This window comes from Pseudarthrobacter sp. fls2-241-R2A-168, from assembly GCF_030209335.1.
Lineage (GTDB): Bacteria > Actinomycetota > Actinomycetes > Actinomycetales > Micrococcaceae > Arthrobacter.
The window spans coordinates 91,569-111,985 of record NZ_JARVSG010000010.1; the positions used below are offsets into that span (position 1 = coordinate 91,569).

The window sequence follows — 20,417 nt, forward strand, 5'->3', positions numbered from 1 at the left end:
TCACAGGTGGCCGGGAAGTCAAGGATGCCGGCGCCGGATGTGTACAACGGGAGCGCCGGACTTGTCCACATAGCCGGGAACACCGACGACGGCGTCCCCCGGCCGCGCTAGGCTGGTTATCTCGGCTGAAGCAACCGGCCGCAGGATCCACCGTTGCGGAGCCGCTCCCTATGCCCGACGATCGTGCCCTCGCCGCCCTGGCGGCCTCTTCCTTCTCCCTGCCCCGCCTCCGCGACGGCCAGCTGGCCGGAATGGCTGCCCTCGCAGCCGGCCGCGATGTCCTGGCGGTGATGCCCACCGGCTACGGCAAGTCTGCTGTCTACCAGGTCGCGGCACTGCACCTGAAAAACACGACGGGACGCCCCGCCGTCGTGGTTTCACCCCTCATTGCCCTGCAGGAAGACCAGCTGGACGGGCTGGCCGCGGATCTGGGGGCGGATGCCGCCGTCGCGATCAATTCCTCCCGTAGTGATGCTGAATTGGAGGCCTCGTGGCAGGCGGTTGAGAACGGCAGGGCTACCTTCCTGTTCCTCGCTCCCGAACAGCTCGCCAAGCAGGAGACCGTGGACCGGATAGCGGAGCTGGAGATTTCCATGTTCGTGGTGGACGAGGCCCACTGCGTGTCCTCCTGGGGCCACGATTTCCGCCCCGACTACCTCAACCTCGGCAGCGTCCGTGAGCGCCTGGGCAACCCGCCGGTGGCAGCACTGACCGCCACTGCATCCCCTCCGGTGCGCGACGAGATCGCTGAACGCCTGCGTATGGAGGACCCGCTGGTCCTGGTCCATGGCTTCGACCGGCCCAACATCAGCCTCGATGTGGTCCGGCACCAGGAGGACAAGGGCAAACGCAAGGCAGTGCTGGAACAGGTCGCGGCTCTGGCCAGGGACCAGGGGCAGGGCCTGCTGTACGCCGCTACCCGCAAGGACACCGAGAAGTACGCGGCCAAGCTGGCCAAGGAGGGGCTGCGGGCGGAGGCCTATCACGCTGGCCGTTCGGCGGCCGACCGGGAACGGATCCACGAGCTGTTCCTCGACGACCAACTGGACGTGGTGGTTGCCACCACCGCTTTTGGCATGGGCATAGACAAACCGAATGTGCGGTTTGTGGTGCATGCGGACATTCCGGAGTCGCTGGACGCGTACTACCAGGAGATCGGCCGGGCGGGGCGCGACGGAGAGCCTGCCGCGGCCATATTGCACTACCGCGCCGAGGACCTCGGCCTGCGGAAATTCTTCGGCACCAACTCCCCGGACCCGGACCGGCTGCAAGCCGTACTGAAGGTCCTTAAGGCCGCGAAAGCGCCCGCTCCCAAGACGTCCGTGGCTGAACTGACCGGGTTTCCCGTGCGCCGCGTCACCGGCCTGGTCAACCAGCTGGAGGAGGCGGGGGCAGTCACCACAGGCAAGCGCGGCATCCGGCTCACGTCCAAAGCCAAACTGCCCGCGCTGGTGCAGCGCGCCGTCGAACTGGCCGAAGCCCGGCAGCGCGTGGACCAGTCGCGGCTCACCATGATGCGCGCCTATGCGGAAACGGACAGTTGCCGGCGACAGTTCCTGCTGGGCTACTTCGGCGAGGAACTGCCGGAGCCATGCGGCAACTGCGATACCTGCGCTGAAGCCGCCGCCCAAGCGGATGCCGCCGGTTCGAAGGACATGCACGACGGCGGGCCCGGCCCCATGGGAAAGGGTTCTACCGGGAAGGGCTCATCCGGGCAGGCCTCCCCGAGTGCGGACGAGCAGTTCCCGCTGCAGTCGGCCGTCATCCATAAAGAGTGGGGTCAAGGGCTGGTGATGCGGCACGAGGACGACGTTATTACTGTCCTGTTCGAGCAGGAGGGGTACAAGACTTTGTCCCGTACCGCCGTCGTGGAGCATGAACTCCTGCGCCCTGCTTAGCTAAGCCTGCTTTCGGTAGGCTGGAAGGATACTGACGACGAAAGGGCCGCCGCGTGGAAGTACCTTCTTATGTCTGGACGCTGACCATCGCAGGGATCGTTGGCCTGCTGGCTTTCGATTTCTTTTTCCACGTGCGGAAGGCCCACACACCCTCACTGAAGGAATCAGCCACCTGGTCCGCGATTTACGTCGGCATCGCACTGCTTTTCGGGCTGGGCGTGCTGCTGTTCGGCGGGCCAACGATGGGCACCGAGTACTTCGCCGGCTACGTCACGGAAGAAGCGCTCTCGGTTGACAACCTCTTTGTGTTCCTCATCATCATGGCCAGTTTTAAGGTGCCGCGGGCTCACCAGCAGAAGGTACTCCTGTTCGGCATCGTCTTCTCCCTGATCGCCCGCACGGCCTTTATTTTCGTCGGCGCCACCTTGATCAACCGGTTTGCCTGGGTGTTCTATATCTTCGGCCTGATCCTCCTGATCACCGCCGGAAACCTGCTGCGGCCCGAAAACCATGACGACGAGGACACGGACGGGCTGGTGGTGCGGCTCGCCAAGAAGTTCCTCCCGGCATCGCAACACTACGACGGAGACAAGCTCTTCACCATTGAAAACGGCAAGCGCGTCCTCACCCCGATGCTCCTGGTGATGGTGGCCCTTGGCGGCACGGACCTTCTTTTCGCGCTGGACTCCATCCCTGCGATCTTCGGCCTCACGCAGAACGTCTACATCGTCTTCACCGCCACGGCCTTCTCCCTGATGGGCCTGCGCCAGTTGTTCTTCCTGATCGACGGACTGCTGGACCGGCTGATCTTCCTCTCGTACGGCCTGGCCGTCATCCTGGGCTTCATCGGTGTGAAGCTGATCCTTCACGCCCTGCACGAGAACACCCTGCCGTTCATCAATGACGGCCAGCATGTAAATGTAGTGGAGGTCAGCACGGAGGTCTCCCTCGGCGTCATCCTTGGTGTGCTGCTGCTGACCATCCTGGCCTCCGTTTTCAGCTCCAAGGGCAAGGCCAAGAACGCCGTCTCCGGTGCCAAGCGGCATGCCAACGAGTATTTGGACCTGAACTACGAGACGGACATGGCCGAACGGGACAAAATCTTCGCTGCCATGTGCCGCGAGGAGGACCAGATCCGAAAGCTGCCGGAGAAGTACAAAAAGCTCGTCCGCAACGAGACCGAGTTCATGAACCTGCTGCGCAGCGCGCACGCGGAGCACGACAAGGCACAGGTCCGGGCGGCGGCCCACGGGAGCTGACACCTGTCCGCTTGCTGGTTGGTCGCGGTTTGCCCGCTGCCGGAACATCAGTCCCGCACCGGATTGTCGGTACCCCTTGCTAGGTTGGTTCTAAGGCCAGGGGAACCGTCCTTAGGCTAATGATCACAGCCCGGCTGTCGATGGGGAGGCCCCGTGTTTTTGCTCGAAGCTGCAGCTGCCGGTGCGCCGCCGGATCTGGTGTTTTCCGCCAGCGATCTGGTGGCGGCCAGCGAGTGTGAGTACCGCACGCTCCGGGTCCTGGATGAAAAACTGGGCCGTTGCCCCAAGGCCGAATTCGCAGCGGATGAGATGCAGGTCCGCGCCGGCGAACTCGGTGACAAGCACGAGCAGACCGTCCTTGCCAGCCTGATCGCGAAGTACGGCGAGTGGGATGCGAGCCGCGGTGCGGGGGTGTACTCGCTCGAACGTGGGCAAAACCTGCGCGGGGAGCTCCAGGCCAAGCACGCGGAAACGGAGCTCGCGCTGCGCTCCGGTGCCGACGTCGTTTTCCAGGCCACCTTCTTCGATGGCGAATTCCTGGGTTACGCAGACTTCCTCGTCAATGAAGCCGCCGGCACCGGCATTCCCGGGCGTTACGAAGTCTGGGATACGAAACTGGCCAGGCATGCCAAAGTGGGCGCCCTGCTGCAACTGGCAGCGTATGGTGACCAGCTCCTTGGGATGGGCCTGGACCCCTCCCCCACCGTGACCCTGGTGCTCGGAACCCGTGTGGGAGATGACTGGCTTCGCAGCAGTCACTCCCTTCCGGACCTGCTGCCTGTGTTCCGGGAACGACGCCGGCGCTTCCGCCAGCTGACAGCGCAGCACCGCGCCGCTGATACCACTGTGCAGTGGCAGCAGCCCGGGATCGTGCACTGCGGCCGCTGCGACTATTGCTCCGAGCAGGTGCAAGAGCATCGGGACCTGCTGATGGTGGCCGGGATGTCTGTGGTGCAGCGCCGGAAGCTTCATGCCGCCGGCATCACCACCATCGACCAGCTCGCGGCCATGCCTGCTGACGAGGCGAAGAACTCAGTGGTCCGGCTCCGGGCACAGGCGCGGATGCAGCTGGGCCTGGATGCAGCCGCCGGGTCCAGGACGTTCACTAAAGACGGCCAGCCGCACACAGTGTCATTCACGGTCCTGCCGGAGAACCGCATCGGGGCGCTCCCCGCACCCAGCCCGGGAGACATCTTTTTCGACTTCGAGGGCGATCCTCTGTGGCAGGACCCGGCCACGGGAGCGTGGGGCATCGAGTACCTCTTCGGGGTGATCGAGGCACCTGTTGCCGGGAGTTCCGGTGATCCTGCTTTCCGCCCGTTCTGGGCCCACTCCCGATCCGAAGAACGCCGGGCCTTCCTGGATTTCCTGGCCTATGTAGAGGAACGCCGCGCACGGTATCCGGACATGCACGTCTACCATTACGCCGCCTACGAAAAGACAGCCCTGCGGAACCTTTCCCTTGCGCACCAGGCCGGTGAGGACACCGTTGACGCCTGGCTCCGCGAAGGCCTGCTCGTGGACCTCTACGCCACGGTGCGGCAATCACTGCGCATTTCCGAAGCGTCGTACTCCATCAAAAAGCTCGAACCGCTGTACATGGGGGACAACCTCCGTTCCGGGGACGTCAAGGACGCCGGTGCCTCCGTAGTTGCCTACGCCGCATACTGCGCGGCCCGTGATGCGGGGAACGAGGCGGAGGCGGCAACAATCCTGGCGTCCATCTCCGACTACAACCGGTACGACTGCCTGTCCACACTCCATTTGCGCGACTGGCTGCTGGAAATCGCCGGGCCAGCCGGGACGGAAGCTGCGTCCACGGCAGCCTCGAAAGCGCTGACTCGTTCATCCGCTGGGACTGAAGTGGATGAACGCAGGGAAGTGCCGGACGAGGCTGCCGGAACTCCTGAAACTCCCGAAGAGCGCCGGCTGCGCGAATACTTGGCCGGGCTGCCGGACACCCGCCCCTGGACCCATGATGAACGCGCCATCGCCATGGTTGCCGCGGCTACCGGCTACCACCGCCGCGAACGCAAGCAGTTCTGGTGGCAGCACTTCGACCGGGTGGAAGCACCCATCGAGAACTGGTCCGACCAGCGGAATGTCTTTGTGGTGTCATCGGCAGAAGTTACTTCCGACTGGGCGCTGGCCAAGCCGCGGGAGCGCATGCGGACCCGGGTCCTTCGATTGGAGGGCACCATGACCGAGGGATCGGACTTCCGGGCTGGTTCCAGCTGGTGCCGGCTCTATGACGCCCCGCCGCCGGATGGCATGGCAGATCCCGATGCCGCTCCGGGCGCCAGGGCGTTTACCTTCGGAACCAGGATCAGCGCGATCTCACCGGCCCCGGACAACCCCGAACACACCGTCATCACCATCGCGGAGCGCGAAACCGGCAAGGTTGCCGCGTACCAGCACATCCCCGTTGCTCTGACCGAGGACCAGCCCCTCGCTACGTCCAGCATCGAAGCTGCCATCGCCGAAATCGCCGCCAGCGTCGGAGCGTCAGTGCCTTCGCTGCCGGCACAACCGGGGCTGGACATCCTGCGCAAACAGCCCCCGCGATTCCGGACTATCCGGCAGCCGGTGGACGTCCCGCGCGGGCCTGATGGTTCTGCCGATTACGCCGCGGCGATCACCGCGTCTGTCCGCGACCTCGACTGCTCCTACCTGGCTGTCCAGGGCCCTCCGGGCACCGGAAAGACGTATGTCGGTGCACACGTTATTGGCCGCCTGGTTGAAGAGGGTTGGAAGATCGGAGTGGTGGGCCAGTCGCACAACGTGGTCGAGAACCTGCTCTGCTGTGCCATTGCTACCGGCGGGGTGGATCCGGCCGTAGTGGCGAAGAAGCTCGCGTCCCCGCATGATGTTCCCTGGCCTGCCACCACCGAAGGCGACGTTGCACGGCTCCTGTCCTCGCCAGGCGGCTGCCTGGTGGGCGGCACCGCCTGGACCATGACGGGCAAGGAGGTACCGGCCGGTGCACTGGACCTGCTGGTCATCGACGAGGCCGGGCAGTTCTCGCTGGCCAACACCCTGGCTGTTTCCCGCGCGGCGAAGCGGCTCCTGCTCCTTGGTGATCCCCAGCAGCTGCCGCAGGTCACGCAGGGGGCACACCCTGAGCCCGTGGACGAATCAGCCCTTGGGTGGCTGGCCGCGGGCCACGCCACGCTGCCGGCCAACCTTGGCTACTTCCTCGCGGACAGCTGGCGGATGCACCCTGAGCTGTGCCGCGCCGTCTCAAAGCTCAGCTACGAGGGAAAGCTCCAGGCTGCACCGGCGGCCTCGCTGCGCCAGCTCGAACAGCTGCAGCCCGGGGTGGAAACGGTCTTCGTCAACCACACCGGCAACGCCACCGCGTCCAAGGAGGAAGCGGCCGAGGTGGTTCGCCAGGCGCGCCGGCACCTCGGGCTCAAGTGGACGCCCGGGCAGGACAGTGAGTCCCGTCCGCTAGGCCAGGAAGACCTGCTGGTTGTTGCCGCCTACAACGCCCAGGTCCACCTCATCCGGAAGGCCCTTGAGGAGGATGGCCTGGCGGACGTCCGGGTAGGGACCGTGGACAAGTTCCAGGGCCAGGAGGCGCCGGTGGTGCTTGTCTCGATGGCCTGCTCAGCTGTCAACGAGGCACCCCGAGGCGCCGAGTTCCTGCTGAACAGAAACCGCATCAACGTGGCGGTGTCCCGTGGCCAGTGGCGGGCGGTGATCATCCGCTCCCCGGAGCTCACCAGCTACATGCCGCACCGGCCCGCAGCCCTGGAGGAGCTGGGCGCGTTCATCGGGCTGAGCCCAAGGGGATGAAGCCCGCCGTGATCGAAAACATCCCTTTCGGTGTCAGCGGGCATTGAAGCCGCGAAAGGTTCCCTCAGCTTCGGTGATGGAGTCCTCCACCCGTTCCACCCTCCCGGGGGTCCGGTTCGAGTTCAACCATTCCCGGAGTTCATGGACCTTCCACTGCGGCCCCTCGGCCACCAGGCCGACCGAACCGTCGTCGAGGTTCTTCACCTCGCCGCTAAGGCCCAGCTCTTCTGCCTTGCCCATGGTCCAGTAGCGGAACCCGACACCCTGCACCACGCCAAAAACGCGGGCAGTCAGCCGCACCGCCCCGGCATCCGCGTCGGACGGATCAGGCTCTTCGGACCGTGAACCTGCGTGCCTCGCCATAGTGCTTGCCCTCCGCCAGCACCGCCCCTCCCAAGTCAGTAGCCGCAAGTGTCGTTTTGAACCTTGAACCTTCAAAACGACACTTGGCGCTACCCGGTTGGGAGGGCGGAGCGGTTAGTTGATGGTGATGTCGCGGGTGCTGTGGTTGTAGCGGATGGTGACCGTGCCGCCGTCGTGGTACAGCTCGTGGTTGGGACCATCGAAGGTGCCGAAGGCGCCGTAGTTTTCGTTCCAGGACCGGTTCAGGGCGATCTTGAAGGTGTAGTGGCCGGCCGGCAGCTCAGCGGTCTTCTTCCAGAGCTGATCCAGGAAGTCGAACTCCATCTGCGCTTCGTCGTACTGCGGAGCCCAGTTCTCGGGCGCACCAAGGATGGTGTTGAAGTCGCCTGCAACAGCCACTGCCTCAGGCTGCGGGAGCGTCTCAACATCCGGGCCCTCAAACGGTTCGGCAGCAGCGGCAGCCTCATCGGCCTTGGCCGGAGCCTTGCCCTTCCGCACTGCCTTCACCACAGGCTCGACGGCGTCTTCGATCACCTTGGCAGCCTTGCCTACAGCCGCGGCGGCCTTCTTGGCGGGAGTCTTCCGGGTGGTCTTCTTGGCTTCCGTCTTGGCTGCCGGCGCCGGAATTTCAGCAACAGCGGTGGTCTTGCGGACGAATCCTGCGGGAGCCGCAGGAACGGGGATGTCGGCAGGAACGGGAGTGCCGGCGTCGAGCGCGGTGGCGAAGGACACGGGGTCCGGGTAGGCAACCGTGGCGCGCATGCCGTCTTCGGTGATGGTCCAGCCGGAGCGGCCCTTGACCAGCCAGCCTGCCTTGACCAGCTTGGCCGTGGCCGAAGTCAGCGTCTTGTGCCCGCGGGGAATTCCGCCGCTGAGCAGTTCGGCTTCATGCTCGTTGAACGGCACGCGTGCCGTAGCCTCCGCGAGGACCTGCCCCGCGTTAAGTGCATCACCGGACCACACGCCTTCGGTCAGGACATCCAGCACGGTCTTGAGTCGAAGGAAGGTGTTTTCTGCGGTGGACTTGGCCATGGTTCCCCTTTTATAAAAGCGATCGGTCTTAGGCATCTTGCCAACTGCCCGTTACATCGCGCGACTTGAATTGGTTAACTCTGCGTGTCGTGACCGACTATGAAGCGGAGATTCCCGCAAGTGAGTCTGGAGTATCGGGTGTAGGGCTGGCTGCATAACCCCGGAGTGATTCCACAGGTTCCGCCCTGCACCCCTCCGGACACGCCTGCGGCACCAAGTTTAGCGGCAAGTCGGCGCGGTTGTTGTTTGGGACACAGGCGGCGTCACTGCGGCGCTTCGAGGCCGTTCAGCTCGGCCAGCAGTTCGGACTTCCGTTCCTCCGAGGCAAACGACGAATGGATGGAATTTGCCGCGAGCCGGGCTTTGTCGAAATCGGAGAGTTCGAACACCGCGTCCAGTTGGCTGAAGTTGTCATCCACGTAGCCGCCGAAGTAGGCGGGGTCATCCGAGTTGACGGAGACATTCAGGCCCGCGGCGAGCATGGCGGGCAGCGGGTGGTCAGCCAGCGTGTCCACCGCACGAAGCCGCACGTTGGACAACGGGCAGACTGTCAGCGGGATCCGCGCGTCCACGAGCCGCTCCACCAGGTCGGGATCTTCCATGCAGCGAATGCCATGATCGATCCGCTCCACGCCCAGGAGGTCCAAGGCTTCAACGATGTACGACGGCGGCCCCTCCTCGCCTGCGTGCGCGGTGAGCCGCAGGCCGGCTTCCCGGGCTTTGGCGTAGAGCCGCTCGAATTTCGACGGCGGATTGCCCACCTCCGCTGAGTCCAGCCCCACCGCCCCGATGGGGGCGTTCATCGCCATCAGGCCGTCGAAGACTTCCAGCGCCGACTCTTCGGAAAGATCGCGCAGGAATGCTGCGATCAGCAGGGTGGAGATCCCGAACTCTTCCTGGGATGTTGCCAGGACTGAGGCGACGCCGTTGACGCAGGTCTCCAGCGGAATGCCGCGTGAGGTGTGGGCCTGCGGGTCCATCATGATCTCGGCGTGCCTCACACCGGCAGCAGCCGCGCGTTCCAGGTATGCACGGGTCATGTCCGCGAAGTCCTGTTCCGTCTGCAGGACCGCCATGTTGGCGTAGTAGAGGTCCAGGAAGGACTGCAGGTCGGTGAACTCATACCGTGCCTGCAGCTCATCCAAACCCGAATACGGCAGCGTGATGCCGTTCCGCTCGGCCAGCGCAAAGATCAGCTCCGGCTGGAGGGTGCCCTCGATATGAAGGTGCAATTCGGCCACGGGAAGGGGCCTGGCGGAGACGTCCGGTTCAGCTGTTTCGGGTTCGGTTTCGGCCACGGCACTACCGCCCGCAAAGTTATCCATCCGGTCAGGATAGTGCCCCCGCCGGATTCACGCCTCGCTGGTTGGAAGCGCATTCAGGAAACCACCAGCCTTCGCCCAGACAAGATCTCAGTTTGATAACGCACCTGGTATGTCCTAGCGTGAAACACATGCCCGGCCAGCGGGCGACATGAATGCCAGGTGCTGCCTCCACCAGAACTGCCCAGCAGGCAGCCACCGAAATTGACCTCTATTCGTCAGGGGCGGGCAGTGGCGCGATGATCTCCGGGGACGGAACCAGCGCCGGTGGCCTTCAGGAGCATAACCATCATGAACAACACCAGATTCCGTACTGCCGCACGCCGTGGAGCCACCGTGGCCGCCATTTCGGCCGCAGGTCTCGCACTTTCGGCAACCGCGGCAAACGCCGCTACCAGCACCTCCACCTGGGACGCACTGGCACAGTGCGAGAGCGGCGGCAACTGGGCCATCAACACCGGCAACGGCTTCAGCGGCGGCCTCCAGTTCACCCCGAGCACCTGGGCAGCCTACGGCGGCAGTGGTTCGGCCGCAGACGCCAGCCGTGAGCAGCAGATTGCCGTGGCCGAGCAGGTCCAGGCTGCACAGGGCTGGGGAGCCTGGCCCTCCTGCGCAGCACAGCTTGGCCTGAGCGGCGGAGCTACCGGGGCGGTTCAGCAGAGCGCGCCGGTGCAGAGCGTTCCAGTTCAGGCGGCACCCGTCCAGGCCGCACCGGTGCAGGCCGCACCGGTGCAGGCCGCACCCGTCCAGGTGGCCCCTGCCACGGCTCCGGCTGCCAAGCACGTGAAAGCAGTTGCCCTGAGCGGCGAGACGTACACACTGCAGGCCGGTGACACCTTGAGCATCGTGGCCGGGAAGCTGGGCATCAACGGCGGCTGGCAGCAGCTTGCCGACGCCAACCTGGACACCATTTCCGATCCGAACCTCGTCTTCGAGGGACAGGTCATCCAGCTTCCCGCATGAACCGCTGCCGCCTGATTGACGGCGCGGTAGTGAGTGAGGCCGGTACGGTCTCCCAATACAGGTCGGCGATAGACAAATTCCGTTGACCAGAAACGACGCCGGCGTGCCCCCAGAAGGGGCGCGCCGGCGTCGTACTTTTTAAGTGCCGCGGAAGGCAGAAGCCTTAGCTGCGGGCTGGAATTTCGCGGACGATCCGCACCTTCCAGGCGGACTCGTCGCTGGTGTCCAGCAGGGCAACGGTGCCGTGGGCCAGGTTGAGGGCGACCCGCTTGACCGCCAGGAGCTCCAGGTAGAGGTGCTCGTTCATGCGGCTGGGGGTGTCGATCATGTACTTCACGGCGTCGCGGACCTTGCGGTAATTGGCGCTCTTCTCCCGGTGCATGTGCAGCTCCAGCGCCGACTGCTGCTTAAGGCGCGGCTCGTGCCGGTTCAACAGCGTGACGGCGGTGTGCACAGCGACCACGAGGGCGAGGGAAACGCCGTATATCCACCACCCGCTGGAGAGCAGGAACAGCGGAAGATTGCCGATGGCCACGATCGCGATGATCACCCGAAGGGCTGCGATACGGCGGACCGTCCGGGCGACGGCGGCGATGCCGTCGCGGAAACGGTGCTGGTCCTTCCGCGCGATCTCAGGGTCTAGGGTAAATTCGTCAAGGACCAGGATGCCCTTAGCTTCCGGACTCAGCATCTGCCCGTAGCGGGGCGCGAAGGAGTGGGGGATTCCGGCTGTTTTTTCAGGTGTTGATGTCATGAGTGGGCTTCCAAAATGGTGGGGTGTTGCGGAGATCTTAGTGGTTTTGACTCCGCGCTGTATGCATAGGTCCACTATGTGAACACTTTGCCGCTCTGCGTGTGGCGCCCGGCACTGCAATTGGCACATCCGCAGGCTGCCGTCAGACTGAAGGGATGCAAACCTTCCTCCCGTACCCAGATTTCCGGCAGAGCGCCGCCGCCCTGGATACCGCCCGGCTCGGCAAACAGCGCGTCGAAGCGCTCCAGACATTGCGCGCCCTGGTCATTCCCGGATACGGCTGGCAGACCCACCCGGCAATCCGGATGTGGATGGGGTATGTGCCGGCCCTGACCATGTACGGGCTGGCGATGGTGGACGAATGGACCAAGCGCGGGCACCCGGATAAGACGCGGGAGAACATCACCGAGTTCGCGCCGCAGGCAGCCCACCCGGACTACGCCGCGAAGATTCCGATGCCGCCCTGGCTTGGCGACCCCGATTTCCACCTCAGCCACCGCTCCAAGCTGGTGCGCAAGGAACCCAAGTTCTACACCTCGGTGTTTGAGGATGCGGTTCCGGACATGGACTACCTCTGGCCGGAGCCGAAGCACGAGTTCCTGCCGCAGGAACCCGAGGGGGACATTCTGTGGATCCTCCGGTCCCCGCATCACGACGTCGACCCCCAGGCCCTGGACACGGTGGCGCTTCCCCCGGTGCATGGTTTTCCCGCTGCCGCGGCTGCCCTGGAAGAGCCAGATGACGGCTACTCCCCTGTCTACATCGACGACGGCTCCCGCCGCCCGTCCAAGCAGCCGCGAAAGGCGGCCCCCAAGCCGCAGCAGAAGAAGCCCACCCGCAAGCGCCTGGCGCAGGAGGAGGCCTTCTCCACGCTTCCCGGGAAAACGCCGGTCGCTGTCCCCTTCGAACACGGCCACAAGTTTGCCGTGGGACAGGTGGTGGGCAGGCCCCTCACACTGGAGGACGGACGCTTCGGCAGGAACTTCACGGTGACCGAGATCATCGACCGCTCAGCCTTCACCTACCCGGCGCTCCTGCAGGATCCCCGCGTATTCTTCCCGGTTGAGGCACCGTAGCGCATGACGATCCTCCTTGCCGGGTGCGGCGACCTGGGCACCGAAGCGGGCCTGCGGTTCGCTGCCCTGGGCCATCGCGTGGTGGGATGGCGCCGCTCCCCCTCGAAACTGCCGGCCGCCATCGAAGGTGTTGCCGCTGACTTGAGCGCGCCCAGCCTTCCGCCCGTCCCGGCGGACACTGCCGCCGTCGTCATTTCCGTAGCCGCAGATTCAGCAACGGAAGCGGCCTACCGGGCCGCGTACGTGCAGGGAGTCGGCAACGTCCTGGACGCATTAACGCGCGACGGCGTGACGCCGGGCAGGGTGCTTTTTGTCTCGTCCACGGCGGTTTACGGCGATGCAGGCGGCGGCTGGGTGGACGAGGGAACACCGCCCGCTCCTGGCGGATTCTCCGGCCGGATCCTTGTAGAGGCTGAGGAACTTCTCCGGCAGCGGCTCGCCGGAACATCAACCGCCGCTGTATCCCTGCGGCTGGGCGGCATTTACGGGCCGGGCCGGACCAGGCTGATCGACCAGGTGCGCAGCGGTTCCGCCGTCGTCCCCCAGGACATCCGGTACACCAACCGCATCCACCGTGATGACGCAGCCGCAGCGATTGTCCATCTGGCCACCATGACTGCTGAACCGGCCCCCGTCTATGTTGGTGTGGACGATGATCCGGCCGACCTGGGCACCGTACTCCGGTTCCTTGCCGGCGAACTGGTCGTGACGGAGCCGCCCGTGGGTGACGCCGGACCTGCCCGCGCTGGAAACAAGCGCTGCAGCAACAGCCTCCTTCGCGGCACTGGCTTTGGTTTCGCTTTTCCGTCCTTCCGGGATGGCTACAGGGACATCCTGGCCGGGAACGGCGTGCGCCACCCATAGCTTCCGCTGCGGCCGGGTTCCGGCGCGGACAGCGGCCCGGCGTTTAGGCTGGCTGCGCGGGAGTTCCGTGCCGGTGTTGGTGCAGGAGTCCGGACAGGCGTTCGGCAGGGTGAGGCGGGAACATGGATTTTCGGGAAGTTATTGAGGCTGCAGGGCAGGTTGTCGATTTCGCGGGCGTAGCCGTGATGGTGATCGGTGCCCTGGTGTCCATCCCTCTGGCGCTTCGGGGTCATCAGCCGCGAAGGCTCCCTGCCGGCACCGGGAAACTGAGCTTCTACCGCTTATACCGCCAACTCTTGGGCAGATCCATTCTGCTGGGGCTTGAGCTCTTGGTTGCCGCGGACATCATCCGCACTGTCGCCGTCACGCCCACCTTCGAAACCGTGGGAGTCCTGGCAATCATTGTGCTGATCAGGACATTCCTCAGTTTTTCCCTCGAGCTTGAAATCACCGGGCGCTGGCCGTGGCAGAAGCAGTCAGGTGACCCTGCGGAGGCAACGGCGGGTTAGAAACTCCTGTAGTGGGCGCGGAGAGAGCAGCGCGCACTTACGGGGCGCATATCCCGCCCCGTAATGACTGCGGTACAGTGCCTGTATCTTGCCGCCGGCCCGCAGAGGCACTTGAATGCAATGATCGGAACCAGAACCATCGAAGCGGCCCCTGCACGGGCTGACGGCGCGGAGAAATCCCGGCGTCGCATGCAGGTACGCCCCGTCGTGCTGACGGTCGTGTTGTCGGTTCTGGCCTTTGGCGCGCTGAGTTTCGTTTCCGATTCATCACCGGTCCAAAGCACCAGAGCGGGAGAGGCCCCTGGTTCTCCCGCCCTGGCAGCCAATCCGCCCAGCGGAGAAGCCATGCCTATCGGAAACCTGCCCGGTTGGAAGCAGGTCTTTGCCGAGGATTTTGTCAACGGAAATGTCCCTGTTGGCGAATTCCCAGGCGGGAAGTACGGCGCGAATTGGAGCGAAAATTATGCTGACGGCACGCCGGATACAGCGGCCCAGCTGAATGAGGCGAAGTCCGGGTATTTCCCGTCCAAGGTCCTCAGCGTCAAAGACGGCGTCCTGGACATGTATCTGCACTCCGAAAACGGCACATCAATGGGCGCAGCGCCGTCGCCCAAGTTCAGCGAGACCAGCGGGCGCCCCTACAACAGCCAACTCTACGGACGCTACTCTGTACGGTTTAAGGCCGATCCACTGCCGGGATACAAAACAGCCTGGTTGCTCTGGCCCGACAGCAAGCAGTGGCCGGAGGATGGCGAGATCGACTTCCCCGAAGGAGATTTAGCGTCATCGATTTTCGCTGCCATGCACGCTACTGGCAGCGCTGAGGGCGAGCTCATTGACATGTTCCACACCACGGCAACATTCAGCTCCTGGCACACTGCCACCATCGAGTGGAACCCCGGACGGGTTGAGTTTTTTCTTGATGGCAGGTCAATCGGCATCAGCGCGACATCGACTCCTGACACGCCCATGCACTACATCCTGCAGACTGAATCGTGCCTGCCTGTATGCCCGGCCCCTGAAACCAGCGGCCATCTGTACGTTGACTGGGTTGCTATCTGGGAGAAGGGCTAGGACGCACGGGCCGCAGCCCGCCTGCATGGGGCGGAAGTGAACCGGACTTAGCCGGCATCCGGACGCCAATACTGCAGCCCGCCGCCGGTGGCGCCGTCCAGGCCGACGTCGACCACAGCATACGGAAAAGTCCGGCGGTCCGACTGGTCAGGTCCGCGGCCGCGGACATCCGAACACCATGTACCGGTGTTGACGTACCGGGTGGCGCCGCCCTCGAGCGTAGCCTCAAGGGCCCGGTGGGTGTGGCCCGAGACGTACCAGGCCACTGCTGATCCATGCGTCTCAAGGGTGCGTGCCACCTGGCCGGCAGCAGCAGGAGCTTCCTCGCTGGCGATGCTGCGGCCGGCTGCAGCGAGGACCATGCGGGTGGCGGTGCGCGGGAGCACCGACATCGTCCGGAAGCGGGACAGGCGTGCGAGATCCCGAACGGCGGCCCCGCCGAGCTCCAGCCGAAGGGCTTCAGCCTCCAACAGCTCGCCGTAGGCGAGCTGTTGGACGCGCCGTTCTGCCCGTTCGGATGCCAGGAAGGCCCGGGCAACGGCCCCGGCACGGCTGAGGCGCGAGTTCGATGGCCGGGCGTGCCAGGCGGCCAGCGGTGGCAGGTCCAGTTCGTCGGTACCGCTGACCGCGGTCCGCAGCAGCTCGGGGATACGGTGCAGCGCATGGTGCTGGTGCCCGTGCTCGGCCAAGAGGACACGGGGTACGTGCAGGAACCATGGGTGCACCCGGACCTGGGCGGGTTCGACGGGTGACAGCAGCGATGACAGCCGGGCGGCCACCGAGGGCCGGGCCAGCTCCACGTCGTGGTTCCCGCACACGAAGTGCAGTTGAACGCCGCGCGCCGCGCACCCTTCCAGCGCGTCCTGAATCTCAGGGTGGCGCGCCAGGATGGATTCAAGGCGGGCCAGGCTCTCGTCTTCGGTGAGCCCTGCCAATTCGAAGGTGTCACCGACGAATACGATGTGCTGCTGCGGACCTGACGCCTGGAGCACCTCGCGGCGGAGGAAATCGGGCAGCACTTTGCCGGGGCGCCTGGGGTCCTCGTCCCCCACGCCGAGGTGGAGGTCGCTGAGGAGCCACCACCGCGCCGAGCGGTTCACGTCAGTAGTTCCAGCAGGCGTGGCAGGACGAGGAACAGGCATACCAGCCACATGACGGCGACGGCCGCCTGGCTCACTGCCCGCCCGAGGAACCTCGGGCGGGGGGTTTGCAGCGGGTCCGGTCCGGCGTGCCGGACCTCGAGGGTGACAAGGGTGGCGAGCAGGGCAGCAGCCACCACCAGTCCTGCCAGTTCAATCATGACGCAGCCTCCTGCCGTGCGCGTGCAATGCACGCAAGGATGGTGATGACACCCATCGAGATGACGCACGCCTGCCAGGACCACACGGCAAGGTAGAACATCGCTGTAGACACCGCGGTGAGCGTGGCCAGGCCGAGCGCCAGGACGAGCAGCGTTCCGAGCGCCAAGTCGGTAACCGGCGTCAGCTGGGCCAGTGCCCGCCCCGGCAGCAGGATAAGGACAGCCACCGCGGCGACCGTTTGCAGTGGTGTCGGCAGCCCCACAAGCGTGAGGAGCGCCAGTACGACGGCGGCGAGGCCGAGCATGATGGTGGGCCGCTTGGCTAAAGTCATGGCACTCATGGCGCCACCCGGTAGACGCGCGCGTCGGTGTTGCTGAATGCCAGTTGCACGCCATTCTGCATACTGATCCACTCCTCGAGTTCGGTGAATTCGCCCGGGCTGTTGTCGCCCTGGAGGACGACGCTTGCCTCCGTGGAGCGCATAAAGATCAAGTGGGCGCCGCCGGGGTTGTGCCGGGCGTAGTTATAGACGATGGGACCGCATGTCTGAGGCGACAGGTCCTCCCGGCACAGATCATCCATGGTCCGGTAACGGTGTTCGAGGTAGGACTGGCTGCGCCACGGCGTCGGGTGGGCAGCCGAGATGACCGAGGAGCCGGGGGGCGCCAACTGCTCCGCGGCGGCCACTGCGTCAATCTCACTGCGGGTGAAGACGTCATACTGTGCGTTTCCGAACCGGCCGGTCACGGTCAGCACGGCCAGCAGGAAACAGGTGAGCACAAGAGCACCCACGGCGCGGGCGGACGGTCGGACGCTGCCGTCTCCCGGCAGCAGCACCGATGACGCCAGGAGGGCTACGAAGGGCAATGCGAACAGCGAGACACGGATGAGCATTTCACCGCCGTACGCCTGTGCGGGGAAGAGCAGCAGCGGGGTGGCGGCGAGGAGGACTATCCGGAGGTCGAGGCGCCGCTTGCGCCATTCGAGCACTGCGCCAAGGGCGGCGAGCGCCCACAGCAGGACGGTGAGGCCCACCCGGAGCTGCACCACGAGCAGGTGCCCGGCTGTCCCGTTCACGCGGTCCACGACGTTGGCCTCGGCCGCTATTTGCAGCCCTGAGTTCTCCAGGAGCGGGTGCCCGGCCAGGTACGTACTCGCTGGATAGAGGAGCCAAAGGACCAGCACAAGGCCGGCGATCAGGGGAAGCCGGCCCGGCCATACCCGCCCGCTCAGGGTGAGGACGGTGATCACGAGGAGCAACATGAACGGCGTGAGCTGATGGCTGGCGGTGATGACCGGAATGAGCAGGAGGGTCACCACGAGGGCGGCCAGCCGGAATCCGGTCCGGGGCTCGGCCGGCGTCCGTTCCCGCCACCATTGCCCCAGGCCAGCGGGCCGGAAGCCGTGGAACGTGGCGGGCTTCGCCGCGAGCGGACCGAGAACCATCGCAAGCACAACGAGGTACAGGAAGAAACCGAAGGCTTGAGGCGACAGGTAGTCCTGGTCCTGCCAGTTGCCGAGGCAGAAGAGCCAGAGCACCAACCAACGCCGTCGCGGATCCCGGGTCAGGTAGCCGGTGAGCACCGCGATGGCAACGAGCCATAGACTCACGTTGAGCACTGGAGCCCACAGGGCCAGGGTCACCGGGTCGAGCCCCGTTGCCCCGAGGACCGTTGCCAGCAGGGCGAAGAAACCGGGCCAGTTGAAGTACGCGTCGATGTTCGGATCGATCTGTTGCATGCCCGAGAGTGCGTTGGCGATGCCGAGATGCCGGAACGCGACCTCCCCGCGCGGTACGTCTGTCACGAAGGCTGCGGTCCCGAAGAGCACGAGCACGAGCACCGCGACGAGCCATATCATTACCGGGCGGCTCGCCGGGCCCTCGGTGTCCCCCCGCAGCGCCACGAAGAAGGCGGCATTAAGAATCAGGACGCCGGCCCAGAAGGGGAAGGGCAGGGCGGCGACGAGCCCCAGGTCGCTGGTCACGGGCAGTGCCACGGTGGAAGCGGCCCACACCACAAGCGCCAGCGAAACCGCGCCGGCGAGGGCACACCACAGGTCGCGCGGTTTCCAGCGCAGGTCCATGCGGCTGGGTGTATCAAGCGTGCTGGTCATCGTACCTCCTGTTTGACGCGCCGGAGGACTGCGATCAGCCGAAGGCCGACCGCCAGGGCTCCGACAGAGAGCACCACCAGCCAGGTAAGGGCCATGGCGCTGGGGCCGCTTCCGGCGGCCGACAATGCTGAGATGCAGAGGGCCGCGGCGAGCACCACGCCCACCGTGATGGCCTCCGCATAATGGCCCCGGGCCCGGCACACCGCGTTATAGGCCTGCAGTACCGCGTAGGCCACCACGCCGGCCGCCAACCACCGCAGGGCGCCGGCTGACGCGTCGGCGTACCGGTCTCCGAGCAAATGGAGCAGGGGGCGGGCGAAGACGATAAGGACGACGGAGCCCAGCCCTCCTATGGCGAGCGACCATCGGAGAGTTGCCCACGTGGTGGACACCAGGCGGCCAGGTTCCCGGACCCCCTCGGAGAACTGAACGATGCCCATCAGCATCGGAGCGGTGTAGGCTGCCCACGCCATCATCCAGGCGGGGTACCAGTAAGCAGCGGCCTCTGGCGACACCATATGCGCAAGCAGGAGCGGCAGCACCAGACCGGGGGCACGCTCGGTGAGGGTGAGGAGCTGGTTCGGGATACCCAGCATCAGCAGCGGACGGCCGCGTGCCGGGTGCAAGGATGGCCGCAGCCGGTAGCCCACAAGTCGTCGCAACTGGATCACGCCCACGATGCATGTCACGGCGGTTCCGAGGGTCCAGCAGGCCATCAGCAGGTCTGACGCTGCGGGGCGCGCCAGCAAGGCCACGAGTGCTGCGGCCGCGAGTGAAACACCGCCACCCATCGTGTACCTCAAGGTCGCGCTGGCGCCGCGGCCCAGTGCCACAAGCGCCTGGTCCAGCACGGTGCCCATTGTTCCGGTGACGGCGGCTACGAGGAACATCAGCCAGAAGAGAACCGATGTCGAGGCCGTGTCCGGGGCTGCGGTCAGCTGCAGGATGAGGTACCCGAGGGCCAGCACCGTGCTGGCTACCCCGACGATGGCGAACGCCGCGTCCAGCACCCGAGCGGGCGGTTCCCCCCGCCCCACCGAGACGATAACGGCCGACCCGGCGCCCAGCACCGCGAGCTGCGCGCAGATCAAAACTGCCGAGACGGCGGCCGTGGTGAGCCCGACCTCACGGGTGGAGGCCGCATGCGCGGCCACCACCCAGAAAGCGAAACCCGAGCCGGTCTGGGCACCTTTGGCAATGATGAGGCCTATTGAGCTGCGCAGTGCGGAGTGCCGGACGGGCGGGCCGTCCACGGCGGATTTCCCCCTCACTGTAGTCACGATGCGAAACCCTTGACCAAACCCGTGTAGTTGTACCAGCAGAAGGCGATGTAGTAGCGAAGCCAACGGGGTTGGCCCGCGGCGAGGCTCAAGGCGCTGCCCCGGACCGCCGCGGCTGCAGGCAGCAGCGCCAACCTCGCGCCGCGCCAGCCGTGTTTGCGGATCATCCGTCCCAGTCCGGTTCCATCCATGAGGAACTGGTCGAGCGCGAAGTCGAAGTCGTCTGCGGCGAATCGATGTTCGACGAAGACGCGGCGTGACACCGCCGTTCGCAGCCCGGACTGCCGCATCCGCCAACGCAGTTCGATGTCCTCCCCCGACTTGAACGAGTCGTCAAAGCCCAGGCCCAGCATCAGGTCCCGGTTGACGATCGTCGCCACGAGTCCGAACCAGTTGCGGCTGCGGCCGGTGCGGTGGTGATGTGCCAGCGCCTGCCCCCAGTAGCCCGGTCCGGCAACACTTTCCAGGCCGGCCTGGAGGGCATCGTGACCGTCTTCCACCAGCTCTGTCAGCAGGTCAGCCACTCCCCTGGGGCCGAACACAACGTCGGCATCCACAAGCAGGACCCACGGGGTATTGCTGCTCCGCACACCGAGTGTCCGGGCCCAAGGCAGGCCGCGGCCCTCGTCACTGAGGACCCTGGCACCGGCGGCGAGCGCGAGCTCGACGGTGCGGTCGGTGGACAATCCGTCCACCACAATGATCTCAGCAACGCCTTGTTGGCGAAGGGCCTCCAGGCATCCCGGGAGCAGGTTTTCAGCGTTGCGGGCCGGAACGACGGCAGTAACGTCTGCAGGACTGTGGGTCAT

The 20,417-nt window shown here is 65.4% G+C and carries 18 protein-coding genes; 8 read left to right on the plus strand and 10 right to left on the minus strand.

Going from position 1 to position 20,417, the window contains the following annotated elements:
* The first annotated feature begins 170 nt into the window (after positions 1-170).
* The 3 genes from QRN11_RS07465 (at position 171) to QRN11_RS07475 (ending at position 6,955) form a co-directional block, all read left to right on the plus strand.
* A complete protein-coding gene (locus QRN11_RS07465; RefSeq protein ID WP_285250480.1) occupies positions 171-1,898 on the plus strand; it encodes a RecQ family ATP-dependent DNA helicase in 1,728 nt (575 codons plus the stop codon).
* A gap of 53 nt (positions 1,899-1,951) precedes the next feature.
* Positions 1,952-3,157: a TerC family protein gene (locus QRN11_RS07470; RefSeq protein WP_285250481.1), complete on the plus strand. Its 1,206-nt coding sequence runs from the start codon at positions 1,952-1,954 to the stop codon at positions 3,155-3,157.
* 153 nt (positions 3,158-3,310) lie between these two features.
* Complete coding sequence (locus tag QRN11_RS07475; RefSeq protein ID WP_285250482.1) at positions 3,311-6,955, plus strand: TM0106 family RecB-like putative nuclease; 3,645 nt, start codon at positions 3,311-3,313, stop codon at positions 6,953-6,955.
* A 33-nt stretch (positions 6,956-6,988) separates the two neighbouring features.
* Here QRN11_RS07475 and QRN11_RS07480 read toward each other — a convergent pair whose 3' ends face one another.
* The 3 genes from QRN11_RS07480 to QRN11_RS07490 all read right to left on the minus strand — a co-directional run bounded on the left by QRN11_RS07480 (position 6,989) and on the right by QRN11_RS07490 (position 9,675).
* Positions 6,989-7,318, minus strand: a complete 330-nt coding sequence (locus QRN11_RS07480; RefSeq protein WP_285250483.1) for an acylphosphatase — start codon at positions 7,316-7,318, stop codon at positions 6,989-6,991.
* Positions 7,319-7,432: 114 nt separating this feature from the next.
* Positions 7,433-8,350, minus strand: a complete 918-nt coding sequence (locus QRN11_RS07485; protein WP_285250484.1) for a pullulanase X25 domain-containing protein — start codon at positions 8,348-8,350, stop codon at positions 7,433-7,435.
* Between the two features lie 263 nt (positions 8,351-8,613).
* Positions 8,614-9,675 carry an adenosine deaminase gene (locus QRN11_RS07490; RefSeq protein ID WP_285250485.1) on the minus strand — a complete coding sequence of 354 codons (1,062 nt, stop codon included), beginning with the start codon at positions 9,673-9,675 and terminating at the stop codon, positions 8,614-8,616.
* Between the two features lie 288 nt (positions 9,676-9,963).
* Here QRN11_RS07490 and QRN11_RS07495 point away from each other — a divergent pair, with 288 nt between their 5' ends.
* Entirely contained in the window at positions 9,964-10,635 is a 672-nt protein-coding gene (locus QRN11_RS07495; protein WP_285250486.1) for a transglycosylase family protein, read from the plus strand.
* Between the two features lie 163 nt (positions 10,636-10,798).
* On the opposite strand, the gene QRN11_RS07500 is transcribed toward QRN11_RS07495, so the two are convergent.
* Positions 10,799-11,389 carry a hypothetical protein gene (locus tag QRN11_RS07500; protein ID WP_091417414.1) on the minus strand — a complete coding sequence of 197 codons (591 nt, stop codon included), beginning with the start codon at positions 11,387-11,389 and terminating at the stop codon, positions 10,799-10,801.
* A 155-nt stretch (positions 11,390-11,544) separates the two neighbouring features.
* Here QRN11_RS07500 and QRN11_RS07505 point away from each other — a divergent pair, with 155 nt between their 5' ends.
* The 4 genes from QRN11_RS07505 (at position 11,545) to QRN11_RS07520 (ending at position 14,912) form a co-directional block, all read left to right on the plus strand.
* Entirely contained in the window at positions 11,545-12,465 is a 921-nt protein-coding gene (locus QRN11_RS07505) for an MSMEG_6728 family protein (protein WP_285250487.1), read from the plus strand.
* A gap of 3 nt (positions 12,466-12,468) precedes the next feature.
* Positions 12,469-13,329 (plus strand): SDR family oxidoreductase, encoded by an 861-nt coding sequence (locus QRN11_RS07510; protein WP_285250488.1) that lies wholly within the window; start codon positions 12,469-12,471, stop codon positions 13,327-13,329.
* Positions 13,330-13,451: 122 nt separating this feature from the next.
* Positions 13,452-13,838 carry a DUF1622 domain-containing protein gene (locus QRN11_RS07515; protein WP_091417406.1) on the plus strand — a complete coding sequence of 129 codons (387 nt, stop codon included), beginning with the start codon at positions 13,452-13,454 and terminating at the stop codon, positions 13,836-13,838.
* Positions 13,839-13,958: 120 nt separating this feature from the next.
* Positions 13,959-14,912 carry a glycoside hydrolase family 16 protein gene (locus QRN11_RS07520; RefSeq protein ID WP_285250584.1) on the plus strand — a complete coding sequence of 318 codons (954 nt, stop codon included), beginning with the start codon at positions 13,959-13,961 and terminating at the stop codon, positions 14,910-14,912.
* A 47-nt stretch (positions 14,913-14,959) separates the two neighbouring features.
* Here QRN11_RS07520 and QRN11_RS07525 read toward each other — a convergent pair whose 3' ends face one another.
* From QRN11_RS07525 to QRN11_RS07550, 6 genes are read right to left on the minus strand one after another with little or no spacing between them, the layout of a single operon-like run.
* A complete protein-coding gene (locus QRN11_RS07525; RefSeq protein WP_142057458.1) occupies positions 14,960-16,012 on the minus strand; it encodes a metallophosphoesterase family protein in 1,053 nt (350 codons plus the stop codon).
* On the minus strand, positions 16,009-16,212 hold the full coding sequence (locus QRN11_RS07530) for a hypothetical protein (protein WP_285250489.1): 204 nt from the start codon (positions 16,210-16,212) through the stop codon (positions 16,009-16,011). The genes QRN11_RS07525 and QRN11_RS07530 overlap by 4 nt, the downstream gene beginning before the upstream one ends.
* The gene (locus QRN11_RS07535) at positions 16,209-16,544 is read right to left on the minus strand and encodes a hypothetical protein (protein ID WP_285250490.1); all 336 of its coding nucleotides are present in this window, start codon (positions 16,542-16,544) and stop codon (positions 16,209-16,211) included. Before QRN11_RS07535 ends, QRN11_RS07530 begins: the two co-directional genes overlap by 4 nt.
* A 5-nt stretch (positions 16,545-16,549) precedes the next feature.
* Positions 16,550-18,328 (minus strand): glycosyltransferase, encoded by a 1,779-nt coding sequence (locus tag QRN11_RS07540; RefSeq protein WP_142057454.1) that lies wholly within the window; start codon positions 18,326-18,328, stop codon positions 16,550-16,552.
* Positions 18,325-19,608, minus strand: coding sequence for a lipopolysaccharide biosynthesis protein (locus tag QRN11_RS07545; RefSeq protein ID WP_285250491.1), 1,284 nt, complete (start codon positions 19,606-19,608; stop codon positions 18,325-18,327). Before QRN11_RS07545 ends, QRN11_RS07540 begins: the two co-directional genes overlap by 4 nt.
* Complete coding sequence (locus QRN11_RS07550) at positions 19,605-20,417, minus strand: glycosyltransferase (RefSeq protein ID WP_091417392.1); 813 nt, start codon at positions 20,415-20,417, stop codon at positions 19,605-19,607. The genes QRN11_RS07545 and QRN11_RS07550 overlap by 4 nt, the downstream gene beginning before the upstream one ends.

Bases quoted from the DNA above. Each gene is read 5' to 3' on its own strand.
- QRN11_RS07465 (WP_285250480.1), top strand. From the start codon at position 171: ATGCCCGACGATCGTGCCCTCGCCGCCCTGGCGGCCTCTTCCTTCTCC.
- QRN11_RS07480 (WP_285250483.1), bottom strand. From the start codon at position 7,318: ATGGCGAGGCACGCAGGTTCACGGTCCGAAGAGCCTGATCCGTCCGAC.
- QRN11_RS07485 (WP_285250484.1), bottom strand. From the start codon at position 8,350: ATGGCCAAGTCCACCGCAGAAAACACCTTCCTTCGACTCAAGACCGTG.
- QRN11_RS07490 (WP_285250485.1), bottom strand. From the start codon at position 9,675: ATGGATAACTTTGCGGGCGGTAGTGCCGTGGCCGAAACCGAACCCGAA.
- QRN11_RS07495 (WP_285250486.1), top strand. From the start codon at position 9,964: ATGAACAACACCAGATTCCGTACTGCCGCACGCCGTGGAGCCACCGTG.
- QRN11_RS07500 (WP_091417414.1), bottom strand. From the start codon at position 11,389: ATGACATCAACACCTGAAAAAACAGCCGGAATCCCCCACTCCTTCGCG.
- QRN11_RS07505 (WP_285250487.1), top strand. From the start codon at position 11,545: ATGCAAACCTTCCTCCCGTACCCAGATTTCCGGCAGAGCGCCGCCGCC.
- QRN11_RS07510 (WP_285250488.1), top strand. From the start codon at position 12,469: ATGACGATCCTCCTTGCCGGGTGCGGCGACCTGGGCACCGAAGCGGGC.
- QRN11_RS07515 (WP_091417406.1), top strand. From the start codon at position 13,452: ATGGATTTTCGGGAAGTTATTGAGGCTGCAGGGCAGGTTGTCGATTTC.
- QRN11_RS07520 (WP_285250584.1), top strand. From the start codon at position 13,959: ATGATCGGAACCAGAACCATCGAAGCGGCCCCTGCACGGGCTGACGGC.
- QRN11_RS07530 (WP_285250489.1), bottom strand. From the start codon at position 16,212: ATGATTGAACTGGCAGGACTGGTGGTGGCTGCTGCCCTGCTCGCCACC.
- QRN11_RS07535 (WP_285250490.1), bottom strand. From the start codon at position 16,544: ATGACTTTAGCCAAGCGGCCCACCATCATGCTCGGCCTCGCCGCCGTC.
- QRN11_RS07540 (WP_142057454.1), bottom strand. From the start codon at position 18,328: ATGACCAGCACGCTTGATACACCCAGCCGCATGGACCTGCGCTGGAAA.
- QRN11_RS07550 (WP_091417392.1), bottom strand. From the start codon at position 20,417: ATGACCCACAGTCCTGCAGACGTTACTGCCGTCGTTCCGGCCCGCAAC.